This is a genomic window from Ensifer adhaerens (genome assembly GCF_002940685.1).
In the GTDB taxonomy this organism is placed as follows: domain Bacteria; phylum Pseudomonadota; class Alphaproteobacteria; order Rhizobiales; family Rhizobiaceae; genus Ensifer; species Ensifer adhaerens_E.
The window spans coordinates 137,320-153,601 of the sequence record NZ_PNFP01000015.1; the positions used below are offsets into that span (position 1 = coordinate 137,320).

Genomic DNA, 16,282 nt, shown 5'->3' on the forward strand with positions numbered 1-16,282 from the left:
TTTTCGGGGCCAGGTCTTGGAGCTTGGTGGGGCAATCGCGGCGGATGCCGGCGGCTTCTCAGCGCAACGGCGCCCCATAGCCATAAAGCCAGTCGAGGTCGGCCGCGAGCGCGTCGGGACCTTTCAGTTTCAGCACCATGTCGCGGCCGATACGGACCGGGCCGCGGGCGTGATAGGCAAAATGGTTGAACGCCGCGCGGCGGCGGACGCGCGCGATGCGAGGGCGGCGTTCCGCTTCGAATTTCTGCAGCGCATCCGCGACGCTGACGTTTTCGGACAGGCTGGCCGCAAGCGCAAACGCATCCTCGATGGCCATGGCCGCACCCTGCGCCGCAAAGGGCGTCATCGCATGGGCCGCGTCACCGATCAGCACGGTCTTCGTTCCATCCTGCCACGCGCCGTCGTCGACGGTGCAGAGCGGCCAATAGGTGGGCGCCGCAGCCTTTTTAAGAAGCGAGCGAATGCCGGCGTTCCAGTCCGCGAAGGCGTTCAGGCAATCCTGGCGCCGCTCGTCGGAATCCTTTCCGACCCACACCGCGTCGGTCTCCTTGCCCTCGATAATGGCGACGAGATTGAAACCGCCGGCGTCCCGCAAGGGGTAGGCGACGAGATGGGCGCGAGGCCCGAGGAAGGCGGTGACCTGCTCGCTGTTGAGAACGCCTGCGGCCATGTCGCTCGCAAGCGTCATGCGCCAGGCGATGTTGCCGGAAAAGCGGATACGCCCGGCGCCGGGCACGGCCTCGCGCAGCCGCGACCAGATGCCGTCGGCGCCGATGATGATGTGCGGCAGGTGTCCCGTCACCGCAGCGATCGTCTGTTCGTCGGGCTTGCCGATTTCGCGTCCGAGGTGGAGGCGGCAACGCGGTTCAGATTGAACGGCGGCCAGCAGGATTCTCTGAAGGCTGGCCCGGTGCAGGACGGCATAGGGCGCATGCCAGCGGCGGCGTGCGAAGGCGCCTGCCGACACGCTGGCAAGCGCACGCAAGGAGCGGCCGTCAACGAGCCCGATGCGCTCGGGTTCCGTCCATACGCCTTCAAGCTGCGAAAGCAGGCCGAGTTCGATGAGGATGCGGGAGGCGTTGGGAGAGAGCTGAAGGCCGGCGCCGACCTCGGTCAGCGCCGTCGCCCGCTCGATGATGTCGACTTCGAAGCCGCGTCGGGCAAGGCACAAGGCAGCCGTAAGCCCGGCGATGCCGGCGCCGATGATCGCGACCGGGCGCGACATCGAGGCTTGTCAGGCGGCTTTGTGGGCGAACAGGCAGCCGGGGGGATTGGTTTCGGTCGCCTTCAGCTTCGGATTGTAGCGGTAGAGCGTCGAGCAGTAGGAGCAGACCTTCTCGTTGTCGTCACCCATGTCGATGAAGATATGCGGGTGATCGTAGGGAACGGATGCGCCGGTGCACATGAATTCCTTGACGCCGATTTCGACTGCCTGATGTCCGCCGTCATTCTGGAAGTGGGGGATGCTGTGGCCGGCCATGTCATGCTCCGATGAATGCAAGTCTGAGAGGTCAAATTTGGCGGCACCATAGTCAGCTTTGCCGGAAATGTGTAGCGGCAAAGCTGCCGCAGCTGTGGTTTTTGCCGGTGCGGGGTTTCGCCCGCCAAAGCGACGAACTAGGTTGCGCCGGATCGATATGCCGAGGATGAATAGATGGATCTCAACCCGCCGCCGTTTTCCCGCTTCAATCATGACGGTCTGGAGATCGCCTTTTTCGATGAGGGCGACCCGTCCGGTGCGCCCATCCTGCTCATCCACGGTTTTGCCTCCAGCGCCAACGTCAACTGGGTGTTTCCGGGCTGGTTGAAGACCTTGGGCGATGCCGGCTATCGCGTCATCGCCCTCGACAATCGCGGCCATGGCAAGAGCAGCAAGCCCTACGATCCGGAGCTCTATCATCCGCAGCAGATGGCGGGCGACGCAGTCGCGCTGCTCGACCATCTCGGCATCGCCGAGGCCCATGTGATGGGCTATTCGATGGGCGCGCGCATCTCCGCCTTCATGGCGCTCGCGCATCCGCATCGCGTGCGTTCCCTCATCTTCGGCGGTCTCGGTATCGGCATGGTGACGGGAGTGGGGGACTGGGACCCGATCGCCGACGCGCTGGTGGCGCCGTCGCTCGATGACGTGAGCCATGCCCGCGGCCGCATGTTCCGCGCCTTTGCCGACCAGACCAAGAGCGATCGGCAGGCACTTGCGGCCTGTATCTCGACCTCGCGGGATCTGCTGACGCCGCAGGATATGGCGCGCATCGAACAGCCGACGCTGATCGGCGTCGGGACGACCGACGACATCGCCGGATCGGCGGAGGAACTGGCGGCGCTGATGCCGGATGCGCGTGCGCTCGACATTCCCGGCCGGGACCACATGCTTGCCGTCGGCGACCGGGTTTTCAAGAAAGCGGCGCTCGAATTTCTGGCAGAAATCGATCGCGCCTAGCGGATCGTCATTGCCGGCAGACGCCATTTAAGTCACGCCTGATTTCCCCTATAGTGATGGCAGGCACGGACAAGGAAGGAGAGCGACGATGGTCGCCAAGACCGAACTTCGCCAGGCAGAAGCGCTGCAGGTGATGGACCCGATCTGGAATAGCCTGCGCGAAGAAGCCCGCGTGGCCGCCGAGCAGGATCCCATGCTTGCGGCCTTCCTCTATTCCACCGTGGTCAACCAGCATTCCCTCGAAGAAAGCGTGATCTACCGCATCTGCGAAAGGCTGGATCACCCCGATCTCCAGGCAAACCTGTTGCGCCAGACCTTCTGCGAGATGCTTGAGGACTGGTCGGAATGGGGCACTATTCTGCGCGTCGATATCCAGGCCGTTTACGACCGCGACCCCGCCTGCACCCGCTTCATCGAACCCGTGCTCTATTTCAAGGGCTTCCATGCGATCCAGACCCATCGCCTGGCGCACTGGCTGTTGAAGCGCGGCCGCAAGGATTTCGCCTTCTATCTGCAGAGCCGCGCGTCGAGCGTCTTCCAGACGGACATCAACCCCGCCGCCCGCATCGGGCGGGGCATCTTCCTTGATCACGCCACCGGCCTTGTCGTCGGCGAGACGGCCGTCATCGGCGACAACGTCTCGATCCTGCATGGCGTGACGCTCGGCGGCACGGGCAAGGAAGGCAGCGACCGCCATCCGAAGATCGCTGATGGCGTGCTCATCGGTGCCGGCGCCAAGATCCTCGGCAACATTCACATCGGGCACTGCTCGCGCGTCGCTGCCGGTTCGGTCGTGCTGAAACCGGTGCCGCCGAAGTCGACGGTCGCCGGAGTCCCGGCAAAGGTCGTGGGCGAAGCCGGCTGTTCCGAGCCGTCGCGCCAGATGGACCAGATCCTTGCCAGCTTCGACATCTGACATGCGGGAACCGGTGCGTAGCCTCTTTCGAGGGGTTTACACCCGCCGATGCAGCATGCGAGAAGCGCCGCACAGTTAAACGGCTACGGAGACGTGTTTTGAAGCCCGAAGAAATCCGCAAGCTTGAAGCCTATTTCAAGCGCACCTTCAATCAGCAGATGGTCGTCAAGGCTCGCCCGAAGAAGGACGAGTCCGCTGAAGTCTATCTCGGTGACGAGTTCCTCGGAGTTGTCTTCCGCGATGAGGAAGATGGCGAGCTTTCCTACAATTTCTCCATGGCGATCCTCGACATCGACCTCTAAGGTCCGGCGCCGGAAGCCTTCAATATAAACCCCGAAAATCCCTAGGATTTTCGGGGTTTATTGTTTTGGGTGAAATGTTGTTGTCTTGCTGGGCAATTGCTCGTCATCGCTCATCTTCTGGCTGCGGGGACGCGACAAGAATTTTTGCGTCGACCGGCGATATTTCATCAAGTTGTTGCATCTGTTGTATTTTATTGCGTCGCACACTTGTCTTGACTTTTTGTGCAGTGCACATAAACTGAAGCCTTCAGATCAGGCCGTCACCAAGGAGACACCGGATGTTCAACTTCGATGATGCAAACAAGAAGAGCAAGGAAGCCATTGACGTGGCTGTAAAGAGCTATTCCGCTTGGACCAAGGGTCTCCAGGCTATCGCGACCGAAGCCGCCGACTATTCCAAGAAGTCCTTCGAAGAAGGCGTGGCGCATGTCGAAAAGCTGACCAGCGTCAAGAGCGTTGAGGCTGCTTTCGAACTGCAGACCAACTTCGTGAAGTCGAGCTACGAAGGCTTCGTCGCCGAAGCGACCAAGCTCGGCGAAATGTATGCCGACCTCGCCAAGGATGCTTACAAGCCCTACGAGGCGCCGGTTGCCAAGGCAACGGCAGCAGTCAAGGCCGCCGCTGCAGCAGCCTGATCCCCGGCTAAAACAAACTCCGAATAAAAAGGCCGGTCGCAGCGCTTGCGACCGGCCTTTTTGTTTTTCGCATAAGCTGTGCGCAGCCCAAAGAAAGTTGATCAATCTTGCGAGCCAACGTGCGATTATGATTGCAGTGTGTTGGTTCGGTCTTAAAATCTGAAAACGAACCATTAGATAAAGGGCAAGCAGGCTGCGGCCGCGTTCGATGGGTCGCTGCTGTACAAGGAACTGACAAGAATGATCGCCATGCCGGTCCGGATGCAGCAAGGTAGCGACGATGAGGGGAACGGCAACAACCGCAGCACGTCCGTCATCACGCGTACCAAGCCGAAGACCAAAAAGCCGAGTTTGTATCGTGTTCTGCTTTTGAATGACGATTACACGCCGATGGAATTTGTCATCCATATTCTGGAGCGCTTCTTTCAAAAGAACCCGGAAGAGGCGACCCGCATCATGCTCCACGTCCACAATCATGGCGTGGGAGAGTGCGGCGTCTTCACCTATGAGGTCGCCGAAACCAAGGTGACGCAGGTGATGGATTTCGCCCGGCAGCATCAGCATCCGTTGCAATGCGTCATGGAAAAGAAATGAGGAACTAACGTGCCAACATTTTCGCCCAGCCTCGAAAAGGCGCTGCACCAGGCACTGACTTTTGCCAACGAGCGCCACCATGAATACGCCACGCTCGAGCATCTGCTTTTGGCATTGATCGACGATGCCGACGCGGCGGCCGTGATGGGCGCCTGCAACGTCAATCTTGAGACGCTGCGCAAGACCGTGACCGACTACGTCGACAATGAACTGTCGAACCTCGTGACCGGCTACGACGAAGATTCCAAGCCGACGGCCGGGTTCCAGCGCGTGATCCAGCGGGCAGTCATCCATGTGCAATCGTCCGGCCGCGAGGAAGTGACGGGTGCCAACGTGCTGGTCGCGATCTTTGCCGAGCGCGAAAGCCATGCGGCCTATTTCCTGCAGGAACAGGAAATGACCCGCTACGACGCGGTCAATTTCATCTCCCACGGCATCGGCAAGCGGCCAGGCAGTTCCGAGTCCCGTCCGGTGCGCGGCGCGGACGATCATGAGAGCGAGCAGAAGCCTGCGCGCGACAACGAAGAAACCGGCGCCAAGAAGCAGCAGGACGCGCTGACCGCCTATTGCGTCAACCTCAACGAAAAGGCGAAGTCCGGCAAGATCGACCCGCTGATCGGGCGTCACGCCGAGGTGAACCGCACCATCCAGGTGCTCTGCCGCCGTTCCAAGAACAATCCGCTCTATGTCGGTGACCCCGGCGTCGGCAAGACGGCGATCGCCGAAGGTCTGGCCAAGCGCATCGTTGAAAAGAAGGTTCCCGAAGCGTTGCAGGATGCAACGATCTTCTCGCTCGACATGGGTACGCTTCTCGCCGGCACGCGTTATCGCGGCGATTTCGAAGAGCGGCTGAAGCAGGTTGTCAAGGAACTCGAGGACTATCCGGGCGCCGTGCTCTTCATCGACGAGATCCATACGGTCATCGGCGCCGGAGCTACGTCCGGCGGCGCGATGGATGCGTCCAACCTTTTGAAGCCGGCGCTTTCCTCCGGCGCGATCCGTTGCATCGGTTCGACCACCTACAAGGAATACCGCCAGTTCTTCGAGAAGGATCGGGCGCTGGTCCGCCGTTTCCAGAAGATCGACGTGAACGAGCCGACGATTGCCGACGCGATCGAGATCATGAAGGGGCTGAAGCCTTATTACGAGGAATATCACCACCTGAAATACTCGAACGAGGCGATCAAGGCCGCGGTCGAGCTTTCGGCGCGCTACATCAACGACCGCAAGCTGCCGGACAAGGCGATCGACGTGATCGATGAATCCGGTGCCGCACAGATGCTGCTGCCCGCCAGCAAGCGCCGTAAACTGATCACCGAGAAGGAGATCGAGGCGACGATCGCGACGATGGCGCGCATCCCGCCGAAGACCGTCTCCAAGGACGACGAGGCCGTGCTTGCCAATCTCGAGAGAGAGCTGCGCTCGGTCGTCTACGGCCAGGACCTGGCGATCGAGGCGCTCGCTTCGTCGATCAAGCTGGCGCGTGCCGGCCTGCGCGAACCGAACAAGCCGATCGGCTGCTACGTCTTCTCCGGCCCGACCGGCGTCGGCAAGACGGAAGTCGCCAAGCAGCTTGCGACCTCGCTCGGCGTCGAGCTCCTGCGCTTCGACATGTCGGAATACATGGAGCGGCACACGGTTTCCCGCCTGCTCGGTGCACCTCCCGGCTATGTCGGCTTCGACCAGGGCGGCCTCCTGACCGATGGCGTCGACCAGCATCCGCATTGCGTGCTGCTGCTCGACGAAATCGAGAAGGCGCATCCGGATCTGTTCAACATCCTGCTGCAGGTCATGGACCACGGCTCGCTGACCGATCACAACGGCAAGAAGATCGACTTCCGCAACGTCATCCTGATCATGACGACCAATGCCGGCGCATCGGAAATGGCCCGGGCCGCCATCGGCTTCGGTTCTTCCAAGCGCACGGGTGAAGACGAAGAGGCGCTGAACCGCCTGTTCACGCCGGAGTTCCGCAACCGTCTGGACGCGGTCATTCCCTTCGCCTCGCTGCCGACCCCGGTCATCCACCAGGTGGTACAGAAGTTCGTCATGCAGCTCGAAACCCAGCTTGCCGAGCGCAACGTCACCTTCGACCTCGCGGCCGAGGCGATCGCCTGGCTCGCCGAGAAGGGCTACGACGAAAAGATGGGTGCACGGCCACTGGCTCGCGTCATTCAGGAAAACATCAAGAAGCCGCTCGCCGATGAAATTCTCTTCGGCAAGCTGAAGAAGGGCGGCGTCGTCAAGGTGACGATCGGCACGAAGGCCGACGGCACCAAGGGTCTGCTGCTCGATGCGGTTCCGGAGACGACGCCGATCAAGCCGAAGGCGGAAGTTTCCCGCCCGGCGATGAAGGCGGCAAAGCCGAAGAAGGCCGAGGACAAGGAAGAGGTGGCCGCCGAGCCCGCGCCGAAGTCGAAGCCGAAGAAGGCGGCTGCCAAGGCGTCTGCCGATGGCGAAGCCGGGGCGGGCGACGCGGCTCCGAGAAAGGGCCGCACGGTGCCGAAGGTGCCGCGCAAGAAGTAGGCTGCTATTGCAGGAAATGTTCGACGGTGCCGGATGCAAACCATCCGGCACCGTTTTTCTGTGGGGCCAAATGGGCAAACCCTGCGCGATTTTTCGCCCACGTCCCGGTCTGATAACCTATGTTCGGGCCCGATGATCCCGGGTGATTCGATCCGAGGTCGTCGGGATCGATAGTCAACAATCCGGAATTGCCGATGAAGAGGGAAGAAGACGGGCAATCTTCGCTCGCCTGGTTCGGGAAAGGCATGCGCGGCATATTCAGCTTGCCGGCCTTCATCCTCATGCTGTCGTTTGTCGGCTTCTGTTCGCTGACGGCCCAGGCCGGTATCCCGGTCGAGCAGGCGGTCTTCATGGTCGGCATGGTCTGGGCGCTTCCGGCCAAGGTCATTCTCGTCAGCTCGATGATGAGCGGGGCCGGGCTCGCAACCGCTTTCCTGGCGGTATCGCTGTCGTCCGTTCGACTGATGCCGATGGTCGCAGCACTGATCCCGGAGCTGCGCGGGCCGCGCACGCCGACCTGGCTCCTGCTCTTCCTGTCGCATTTCGTCGCGATCACCGCCTGGGTGTTTGCGATGGAGAAGGTGCCGCAGGTCCCGCGTGAACGGCGCGTCGCCTTCTTCGCCGGCTTCGGCATCACGCTGGTGGCTGCCAATATGCTGCTGGTCGCCGTCGTCTACCATTTCGTCGCGGACTTCCCGCCAATCGTCGCCGGCTGCCTGTTCTTCCTGACGCCGGTCTATTTCCTCGCCTCGATCTGGCACTCGGCGCGCCACCCGGTCGTCTACATCGCGCTGCTGTTCGGCCTTGTTGGCGGGCCGCTGTTCTATTGGCTGTTGCCGGAGTTCGACATCCTGCTCGCCGGCCTTGTCGGCGGCACGCTCGCCTGGTTCGTCGAGCGCCTGTGGCGCCGACGCAAGGAGGTGGGGGCATGACGTGGCACGACGGCTGGTGGGCCTATGCCTTCATCGCGATTGCCGGCTGGCTGGCGACCGACGTCTGGCGATGGCTGGGCGTGATCGCCGGTAACAAGCTGCGCGATGATTCCGAGGCGCTGAACTGGGTGAGGGCAGTGGCGACCGCGCTGGTCGCAGCGGTGATCGCAAAGCTCATTCTCTATCCGACGGGCGTGCTCGAACAATCGCCGCTATGGCTGCGCGCAGGGGCGGTTGCGCTCGGGGCGGCCGCCTTCTTCCTGTTCGGAAGAAAACCGGCGGTCGGGATCGCGTCAGCGATTGCCGCGTTGGCGTTGGGCCTGTGGTGGTTGGGTTTTTAGGCGGGGCGAGGTGCTTTCACCTGACCGTCGGTTAAAGAGCCGGCGACGCGCCGGCTCCCTGGCTCCTGCGTGGATAGTATGAGCGCGATTACAGCGCCTGACGGACCTTTTCGGCATTGGCCGCCAGAACGGCGCCGTCTTCCATCGTGCCGGAATGCGGCTTCAGCGGCACGCCTGCTTGCCGCGGAATGACGTGGAAGTGCAGGTGGAAGACCGATTGTCCGGCCGGTGCTTCGTTGAACTGCATGATCGTCACGCCATCGGCGTCGAAAGCTTCCTTGGCGGCAACGGCCAGCTTCTGCACGGTGGCAATCAGCGCCGGCAGCGTTGCGGCATCGGCGTCGAGCAGGTTGCGCGAGGGGGATTTCGGCAGGACGAGCAGATGGCCTTCGGCCTGCGGCATGACATCCATGAACGCGATCGTTGCGTCGTCCTCGTAGACGCGATGCGAGGGGATTTCGCCACGCAGGATCTTGGCGAAGATGTTGTTGTCGTCGTAGCTCATTGTTCTTCCTCGTGTATTGAAGCCGGCCTTCACGGAAAGCGGTTCAGTCGTCCTGCCGTTCACCTTTGCGGAAAGGTCCGTGTTCTGCAAGAATCTCAGCCGTTTCCTCCACATCCCTGCGCTCGCGCTGAAGATAGTCGCCGACGGCGCGGGCAAGCCCCGGATGTGTGATGAAATGGGCGGAATGGGTGGTGACGGGCATGTAGCCGCGCGCAAGCTTGTGTTCGCCCTGGGCGCCGGCCTCGACCCGTTTCAGCCCCTTGGCGATCGCGAAATCGATCGCCTGGTGATAGCAGACTTCGAAGTGCAGGAATGGGTGATCCTCGATGCAGCCCCAGTGGCGACCGTAGAGCGCATCGCCGCCGATGAAGTTGATCGCGCCGGCGATGTAGCGGCCGTTGCGGCGTGCCATCACCAGCAGAATGTCGTCGGCCATGCGCTCGCCGATCAGCGAATAAAACGCACGCGTCAGATAGGGGCGGCCCCATTTGCGTCCGCCGGTGTCCATGTAGAAGGCGAAGAACTCGTCCCAGATCGCTTCCGTCAGGTCGCTGCCGGTCAGCCAGTCGATCGAAATGCCGTTTTCGAGCGCAGCCCTGCGCTCCTTCTTCAGAGCCTTGCGCTTGCGTGAGGCAAGGGTCTCCAGAAAATCGGCGTGGGAGCCATAGCCGTCATTGGTGAAATGGAACTGCTGGTCTGTGCGGTGCAGGAATCCGGCGCGCTCAAGCGCAGGGATCTCGGCTTCGGGCACGAAAGTCACGTGTGCGGACGAGACATCGTGTCTGCGGGCAAGCTCTTTCAGGCCCGCGGCAAGCGCATCCTGAACGGCGCTCGTGTTTTCATCCGGTGCTGAAAGCAGCCGTGGTCCGGTCGCAGGCGTGAAGGGGATGGAACTTTGCAGTTTCGGATAGTAGCGACCGCCGGCGCGCTCGAAGGCGTCTGCCCAGCCATGGTCGAAGACATACTCGCCCTGGCTGTGGTTTTTCAGGTAGCAGACCAGCCCACCCCGCAGGTGGCCGTCTCCGCCTTCAAGCAACAGATGCTGGCCGAGCCAGCCGGTCTTGGCCGTCGCCGACCCGGACTCCTCGAGCGCCGAGAGGTAGGCATGCGAGAGGAAGGGATTGTAGACGCCGCCAGGAAACGCCTTCGATGCACCGGACAGCACATTCCAGCGTGCCGCTGGTATATCGGTGAAGGATTGCGCGATGCGGAGGGTGACGGCGTCTGACATTACGTTAGGAAACCAGGGCCTCCCGCGGGTCGAAACCCTCGAAGGTCATCTGATCCGCATGGGCGAACGTATAAGCCTCGGCCTGCCGGTCGCGCACGGTCCAGGTGATGATCGTCTTGCCGAGCGTCCGTTCCTTGGTGATGAACGAATTGGGCAGGTGACCGTAGTGGTAGGAGATGAAGTCGAGCCCGAGCTGCATCGCCTCTTCGTGCACGAAGAAGGTCTCGGGATTGGCGCCTTCCGCGGTGAGACCCAGCGGGTAGGGCGCGTCGAGCGCCTTCAGGTCCTTGAGCAGCCAGTGGTCAAAGCTCATCAGCGCAACGTGACCCTTGTAGCCTTCGAGCGTTTCGAGCACGGCGGCGGCAAAGCCCTCGTCGTCGTCCTTGCGGCCCTTGAGCTCGATGACGAGCGGCACCTTGCCGGCAACCAGCCGCAGCATCTGCGTCAGCGTCGGCACCTTGTCCTTCGTCCCGCCTATTGCCATCAGGCCGAGTTCTCCGGCGGTGCGCGACCGCACATCGCCCTTGATGCCGCAAAGGCGCTCCGTGTCATCATCGTGAAAGACGACCGGAATGCTGTCGGCGGTATACTGCAGATCGCATTCGATCGCGAAACCGGCTTCGACGGCGCGCGAGAACGCCGATAGCGTGTTCTCCCACACTTGCTTGTTCATGTCGTGATAGCCGCGATGGGCGATCGGTTGGGCCTTCAGCCAGGAAATGTCAGTCATGCCGGGCACTCTGTCAGGCGATTTCGATGACGGCGTCGATCTCGACGGCGGCGTTGAACGGAAGCGAGGCCATGCCGACGGCGGCACGCGCATGCTTGCCGGCCTCGCCGAGCACGGTGGCGAGCAGGTTGGACGCGCCGTTGATGACCAGATGCTGCTCGACGAATTCCGGCGTCGAGGCGACGAAGCCGTTGATCTTCACCAGGCGACGGATGCGCCCGAGGTCGCCGCCGAGCGCGGACTTGGCCTGCGCGAGGATGTTGATCGAGCAGAGTTCGGCGGCGCGCTGGGCCCGGGCAACATCGACGTCCTTGCCGACGATGCCGGTTACCGCGACCTTGCCGTCTTCCATCGGAAGCTGCCCGGAGATGTAGAGCATCGAGCCGCTGATGACGTAGGGCACGTAGTTTGCGACCGGGGTCGCAGCCTGGGGAAGGGTGACGCCGAGGTCCTTGAGACGCGCTTCGATCTCTGCCGACATGGAAAGCTCCATTGTTGTCTTTTGTGTTAAAATCCTGCATTCAGGCCGGATCGCGGCGGGCGCCGGCTTTTTCCTGCAAGCACCGCCTCGCTTCTGCCGAACGCTTGTTTATAGCATTGCCGGCGAGTCCAACAGGAGGAAACGGATGTTTCATAAAGGCTTCGGTCTCGTCACCTTGGGCAGCGCCTGTTTCGCCGTCATGACCGTATCGGGCGCCACGGCGTCATACGCAAATGCCCTCGTGCCGCACCGTGCCGTCTATGATCTCGAGCTCAAGGATGCATCGGACCGTTCGGGCATAGCCGGGATGTATGGTCGCATGGTCTACGAGTTCAATGGCTCGGCCTGCGAGGGCTATACCGTCAGCTTCCGTTTCGTCACCCAGGTCGACACCGGCGAGGAAGTTCGCCTCACCGACCAGCAGACGACCACCTACGAGGATCTGAAGAACGGCAACTTCCGTTTCCTGACGCGCTCCTTCACCGACGAGAAGCTGGACAAGGAGGTGCGCGGCACGGCGCACGAGGAAAAGGCGGGCGTCAAGGTCGAGCTGACCGCGCCTGACAAGCGCGAGGTCGAACTCGCGGCGAGCCGGTTTCCGACGGCCCACATGATGGAAGTGATCTCGCGGGCGAAAAAGGGCGAGGGCCTGTTCGAGGCGCGCATCTTCGACGGTTCCGATTCGGGCGACAAGACCTTGATCACCTCGACCTTCGTCGGCAAGTCGCGCAAACCCACGGCGGACGAGCCGGACGCCGGCAAGGCGGGCAAGTTCGGCAGCGAGAATTACTGGCCGGTGACCATTTCCTATTTCAATGACGACAAGAGCGGCGATGCACTGCCGATCTACCGTATGTCGTTCAAGCTTTACGAGAACGGGATTACCCGCGACCTGACGATGGACTACGGCGATTTTGTCTTGAGCGGTAAGCTTGCGGACCTCGAAGTGTTCAATTCGGAGGACTGCAAATAGCCGATCGCTGCAAAAAGCGGCGTTTGCGGCTTGATTTCTCGGGCGGTTGCCGTTAAGGGGCTGCCCATTCCACACGTGAAGCATGGGATGTTCCGGGAGAAATCCGGACCGTTCCGCCGGTGGGCCGGTCGAAAGACCATGCTCGACGCTTCGCGGAGGTTCAACCGGAAAAGGAGAAAAGGCATGGCATTGCCTGATTTTAGCATGCGTCAGCTTCTGGAAGCTGGCGTTCACTTCGGCCACCAGACGCACCGCTGGAACCCGAAGATGAAGCCGTACATTTTCGGCGATCGCAACAACGTCCACATCATCGACCTCGCTCAGACCGTGCCGATGCTGTCGCGCGCCCTGCAGATCGTCAGCGACACCGTTGCCAACGGCGGCCGCGTTCTGTTCGTCGGCACCAAGCGCCAGGCTTCCGAAATCATCGCTGACGCTGCCAAGCGCTCGGCCCAGTACTATGTCAACGCCCGCTGGCTCGGCGGCATGATGACCAACTGGAAGACGATTTCGAACTCGATCCAGCGCCTGCGCAAGCTCGACGAAATCCTCGCTTCGGAAGCTTCGGGCTTCACCAAGAAGGAACGCCTGAACCTCGAGCGCGAGCGCGAAAAGCTGAACCGTGCTCTCGGCGGTATCCGCGATATGGGCGGCACCCCGGACCTGATGTTCATCATCGACACCAACAAGGAATCGATCGCGATCGACGAAGCCAAGCGCCTCGGCATCCCGGTTGTCGCAGTCATCGACTCGAACTGCGACCCGGACCAGATCGACTATCCGATCCCGGGCAACGACGACGCTTCGCGCGCCATCGCTCTCTACTGCGACCTCATCGCTCGCGCAGCCATCGACGGCATCGCACGTCAGCAGGGCGCATCGGGCCGTGACCTCGGCGCCTCCGCCGAAGCTCCGGTCGAGCCGGCGCTCGACGAGGCCTCCGACGCCTGATCGGGCCTTGGCGGCAGGTAATTCTGCCGCCCCCAATGAAATGTCGGGACAAGGCCGTTTGTGATGAAAGTCAAAACGGCCTTGTTCTTTTCTGCCGGGGATGGTGCCGATCGGCTCGGATTGTTGGTTCCGAGCAAAAGCAGCGTGATTCAGTCATCACGATGTCACATTGAAAAGCCATTCCCTGCCACACCTCCTGGTGCCGCGCCTCCAGCGGGCAGCGCGCCAGCCAAACACGCAAAGAGGCAATAAGATGAGTGTAACTGCAGCAATGGTGAAGGAACTGCGCGAAAAGACCGGCGCAGGCATGATGGATTGCAAGAAGGCGCTCGCCGAAACCAATGGCGACATGGAAGCTGCGATCGACTGGCTGCGTGCCAAGGGCATCGCAAAGGCCGACAAGAAGTCGGGCCGCACGGCTGCTGAAGGCCTCATCGGTATTGTCAGCGGCGGCGTCAAGGCTGTCGTCGTCGAAATCAACTCCGAGACCGATTTCGTTGCCCGCAACGAAGCCTTCCAGGAACTCGTCCGTGGCGTTGCCAATGTAGCGCTGACCACCGACGGCTCGGTCGACGCCATCGCGGCTGCAAACTACCCGGCAACCGGCAAGTCGGTCGATGAGACCATCAAGGACGCGATCGCCACCATCGGCGAGAACATGACGCTGCGTCGCGCAGCCCTGCTCAAGGTCGAAGACGGCGTCGTTGCCACCTACATCCACAACGCTGCCGGCGACGGCATCGGCAAGCTCGGCGTTCTCGTCGCCCTGAAGTCGGTCGGCGACAAGGAAGTCCTGTTCTCGGTCGGTCGTCAGATCGCCATGCACATTGCTGCGACCAACCCGCTCGCGATCCGTGCGGACGAAGTCGACGCTGCCGTCGCCGAGCGCGAGCGCAACGTCTTCATCGAGCAGTCGCGCGCTTCGGGCAAGCCGGACAATATCATCGAAAAGATGGTCGAAGGCCGCATGCGCAAGTTCTTCGAAGAAGTTGCCCTGCTGTCGCAGGCCTTCGTCATGAACCCGGAAATCACCGTCGGTCAGGCCGTCAAGGACGCTGAAAAGCTCGCTGGCGCACCGATCGAAGTCACCGGCATGGCTCGCCTGCTGCTCGGCGAAGGCGTCGAGAAGGAAGAGTCCGACTTCGCTGCAGAAGTTGCAGCCGTCGCCAAGGGCTGATTTCTTCACCCATATTGGGAAAACCTTGGGGCATCGCGTGACAACGCGGTGCCCTTCGTGTATCCGGCTTCGTCAATGCGCTGGACCCGCCGGAAAACACACCGCTGCGGTTGAAACCATGGTGCGCAATGTGTCCTTATGCGCTGTGCGCCGCCATCGTGCGCACGCGCGCCGATCTGTTCAGGAGCGATGATGCCGGCCGAGCCACTCTACAAACGCGTTCTACTCAAAGCCTCCGGTGAAGCCCTGATGGGCAGCCAGGGCTTCGGCATCGACGTGGCCGTTGCCGACCGCATTGCCGCGGATATCGCCGAAGCGCGTGCCATGGGCGTCGAAGTCGGCGTGGTTGTCGGCGGTGGCAACATCTTCCGCGGCGTCGCCGTTGCGTCCAAGGGTGGCGACCGGGTGACGGGCGACCACATGGGCATGCTGGCAACCGTCATCAACGCGCTGGCGCTCGCCACCTCCCTGCGCAAGCTCGACATCGATACGGTCGTGCTCTCGGCGATCGCGATGCCCGAGATCTGCGAGAGCTTCTCGCAGCGCGCGACGCTCTACCATCTTTCCCTCGGCCGCGTGGTGATCTTCGCCGGCGGCACTGGCAACCCCTTCTTCACGACCGATTCGGCGGCGGCCCTTCGCGCCGCCGAAATGGGCGCGCAGGCGATCTTCAAGGGCACCCAGGTGGACGGCATCTATTCCGCCGACCCGAAGAAGGATCCGACCGCGACCCGCTTCGACCGCCTGACGCACAGCGAAGTCCTCGAGAAGGGCCTTGCCGTCATGGATGTTGCCGCCGTCGCGCTTGCACGCGAAAATGCCATTCCGATCGTTGTCTTCTCCATTCATGAGAAGGGTGGGTTTGCGGAAATATTGACCGGCGGCGGTCGCGCGACCATCGTTACAGACAACTGAGAAGCTGCAGAACGGCCCTTGGGGCTGGCGAATGATAGAACGGGAGTTTCGACCATGAGTGAAGGTGTTGACCTGAAGGAACTGAAGCGTCGCATGGATGGCGCCATTTCCGCATTCAAGAGCGATATCGCGTCGCTCCGTACCGGCCGCGCATCGGCGAACGTTCTGGACCCGGTGACCGTGGAAGCCTATGGCTCGCGCGTGCCGCTCAACCAGGTGGCGAACATCACGGTTCCCGAGCCGCGCATGCTGTCCGTCTCCGTATGGGACAAGCAGATGGTCGGCGCCGTCGATCGTGGCATTCGCGAGTCGAACCTCGGCCTCAATCCGATCATCGACGGCCAGAACCTGCGCATCCCGCTGCCCGAACTCAACGAAGAGCGCCGCAAGTCGCTCGTCAAAGTGGCACATGATTACGCGGAAAAGGCGAAGGTCGCCGTCCGTCACGTTCGCCGCGATGGCATGGACGACCTGAAAAAAGCCGAAAAGGATGGCGACATCGGCCAGGATATCAGCCGTTCTCAGTCCGAGCGCGTGCAAAAGATGACCGACGAAACGATTTCCGATATCGACCGCTTGCTCGTCGAGAAGGAAAAGGAAATCATGCAGGTCTGATCTGCTCGTGATCTGAGT

19 protein-coding genes are annotated in these 16,282 nt (G+C 61.8%); 13 read left to right on the forward strand and 6 right to left on the reverse strand.

What is annotated here, in order from left to right:
- Positions 1-58: 58 nt before the first annotated feature.
- A complete protein-coding gene (locus C1A35_RS26540; RefSeq protein WP_104667240.1) occupies positions 59-1,225 on the reverse strand; it encodes an FAD-dependent oxidoreductase in 1,167 nt (388 codons plus the stop codon).
- 9 nt (positions 1,226-1,234) lie between these two features.
- Positions 1,235-1,480, reverse strand: a complete 246-nt coding sequence (locus tag C1A35_RS26545; RefSeq protein ID WP_104667241.1) for a zinc-finger domain-containing protein — start codon at positions 1,478-1,480, stop codon at positions 1,235-1,237.
- Positions 1,481-1,654: 174 nt separating this feature from the next.
- On the opposite strand from C1A35_RS26545, the gene C1A35_RS26550 reads away from it, so the two are divergent.
- The 8 genes from C1A35_RS26550 to C1A35_RS26585 all read left to right on the forward strand — a co-directional run bounded on the left by C1A35_RS26550 (position 1,655) and on the right by C1A35_RS26585 (position 8,686).
- Positions 1,655-2,440: an alpha/beta fold hydrolase gene (locus tag C1A35_RS26550; protein ID WP_104667242.1), complete on the forward strand. Its 786-nt coding sequence runs from the start codon at positions 1,655-1,657 to the stop codon at positions 2,438-2,440.
- Between the two features lie 88 nt (positions 2,441-2,528).
- A complete protein-coding gene (gene cysE / locus C1A35_RS26555) occupies positions 2,529-3,356 on the forward strand; it encodes a serine O-acetyltransferase (RefSeq protein ID WP_104667243.1) in 828 nt (275 codons plus the stop codon).
- Between the two features lie 98 nt (positions 3,357-3,454).
- Entirely contained in the window at positions 3,455-3,658 is a 204-nt protein-coding gene (locus tag C1A35_RS26560) for a DUF3126 family protein (RefSeq protein WP_034796738.1), read from the forward strand.
- A gap of 278 nt (positions 3,659-3,936) precedes the next feature.
- Positions 3,937-4,293, forward strand: coding sequence for a phasin family protein (locus tag C1A35_RS26565; protein WP_104667244.1), 357 nt, complete (start codon positions 3,937-3,939; stop codon positions 4,291-4,293).
- A gap of 240 nt (positions 4,294-4,533) precedes the next feature.
- Entirely contained in the window at positions 4,534-4,887 is a 354-nt protein-coding gene (gene clpS, locus C1A35_RS26570) for an ATP-dependent Clp protease adapter ClpS (RefSeq protein WP_043622145.1), read from the forward strand.
- A gap of 9 nt (positions 4,888-4,896) precedes the next feature.
- The gene (gene clpA / locus C1A35_RS26575; RefSeq protein ID WP_104667245.1) at positions 4,897-7,413 is read left to right on the forward strand and encodes an ATP-dependent Clp protease ATP-binding subunit ClpA; all 2,517 of its coding nucleotides are present in this window, start codon (positions 4,897-4,899) and stop codon (positions 7,411-7,413) included.
- A gap of 194 nt (positions 7,414-7,607) precedes the next feature.
- Positions 7,608-8,345, forward strand: a complete 738-nt coding sequence (locus C1A35_RS26580; protein ID WP_104667246.1) for an AzlC family ABC transporter permease — start codon at positions 7,608-7,610, stop codon at positions 8,343-8,345.
- A complete protein-coding gene (locus C1A35_RS26585; protein WP_104667247.1) occupies positions 8,342-8,686 on the forward strand; it encodes an AzlD domain-containing protein in 345 nt (114 codons plus the stop codon). Before C1A35_RS26580 ends, C1A35_RS26585 begins: the two co-directional genes overlap by 4 nt.
- A gap of 88 nt (positions 8,687-8,774) precedes the next feature.
- Here C1A35_RS26585 and C1A35_RS26590 read toward each other — a convergent pair whose 3' ends face one another.
- The 4 genes from C1A35_RS26590 to C1A35_RS26605 are packed head-to-tail and all read right to left on the reverse strand — an operon-like array spanning position 8,775 to position 11,633.
- Positions 8,775-9,191 (reverse strand): HIT family protein, encoded by a 417-nt coding sequence (locus C1A35_RS26590; RefSeq protein ID WP_104667248.1) that lies wholly within the window; start codon positions 9,189-9,191, stop codon positions 8,775-8,777.
- Positions 9,192-9,234: 43 nt separating this feature from the next.
- Positions 9,235-10,422 (reverse strand): GNAT family N-acetyltransferase, encoded by a 1,188-nt coding sequence (locus tag C1A35_RS26595; RefSeq protein ID WP_104667249.1) that lies wholly within the window; start codon positions 10,420-10,422, stop codon positions 9,235-9,237.
- 4 nt (positions 10,423-10,426) lie between these two features.
- Positions 10,427-11,152, reverse strand: coding sequence for a glycerophosphodiester phosphodiesterase (locus C1A35_RS26600; protein ID WP_104667250.1), 726 nt, complete (start codon positions 11,150-11,152; stop codon positions 10,427-10,429).
- Between the two features lie 13 nt (positions 11,153-11,165).
- The gene (locus tag C1A35_RS26605) at positions 11,166-11,633 is read right to left on the reverse strand and encodes a RidA family protein (RefSeq protein ID WP_104667251.1); all 468 of its coding nucleotides are present in this window, start codon (positions 11,631-11,633) and stop codon (positions 11,166-11,168) included.
- A gap of 145 nt (positions 11,634-11,778) precedes the next feature.
- Between C1A35_RS26605 and C1A35_RS26610 the strand changes: the two genes are divergently transcribed.
- From C1A35_RS26610 to frr, 5 genes are all read left to right on the forward strand, one after another.
- Positions 11,779-12,606 (forward strand): cell envelope integrity EipB family protein, encoded by an 828-nt coding sequence (locus tag C1A35_RS26610; protein ID WP_104667252.1) that lies wholly within the window; start codon positions 11,779-11,781, stop codon positions 12,604-12,606.
- Positions 12,607-12,789: 183 nt separating this feature from the next.
- Positions 12,790-13,557, forward strand: a complete 768-nt coding sequence (gene rpsB / locus C1A35_RS26615) for a 30S ribosomal protein S2 (protein WP_043622167.1) — start codon at positions 12,790-12,792, stop codon at positions 13,555-13,557.
- Positions 13,558-13,810: 253 nt separating this feature from the next.
- Positions 13,811-14,734, forward strand: a complete 924-nt coding sequence (gene tsf, locus C1A35_RS26620) for a translation elongation factor Ts (RefSeq protein ID WP_104667253.1) — start codon at positions 13,811-13,813, stop codon at positions 14,732-14,734.
- A 192-nt stretch (positions 14,735-14,926) separates the two neighbouring features.
- Positions 14,927-15,649: a UMP kinase gene (gene pyrH, locus C1A35_RS26625; RefSeq protein WP_043622205.1), complete on the forward strand. Its 723-nt coding sequence runs from the start codon at positions 14,927-14,929 to the stop codon at positions 15,647-15,649.
- 54 nt (positions 15,650-15,703) lie between these two features.
- On the forward strand, positions 15,704-16,264 hold the full coding sequence (gene frr, locus C1A35_RS26630; protein ID WP_034796704.1) for a ribosome recycling factor: 561 nt from the start codon (positions 15,704-15,706) through the stop codon (positions 16,262-16,264).
- The last annotated feature ends 18 nt before the right edge of the window (positions 16,265-16,282 follow it).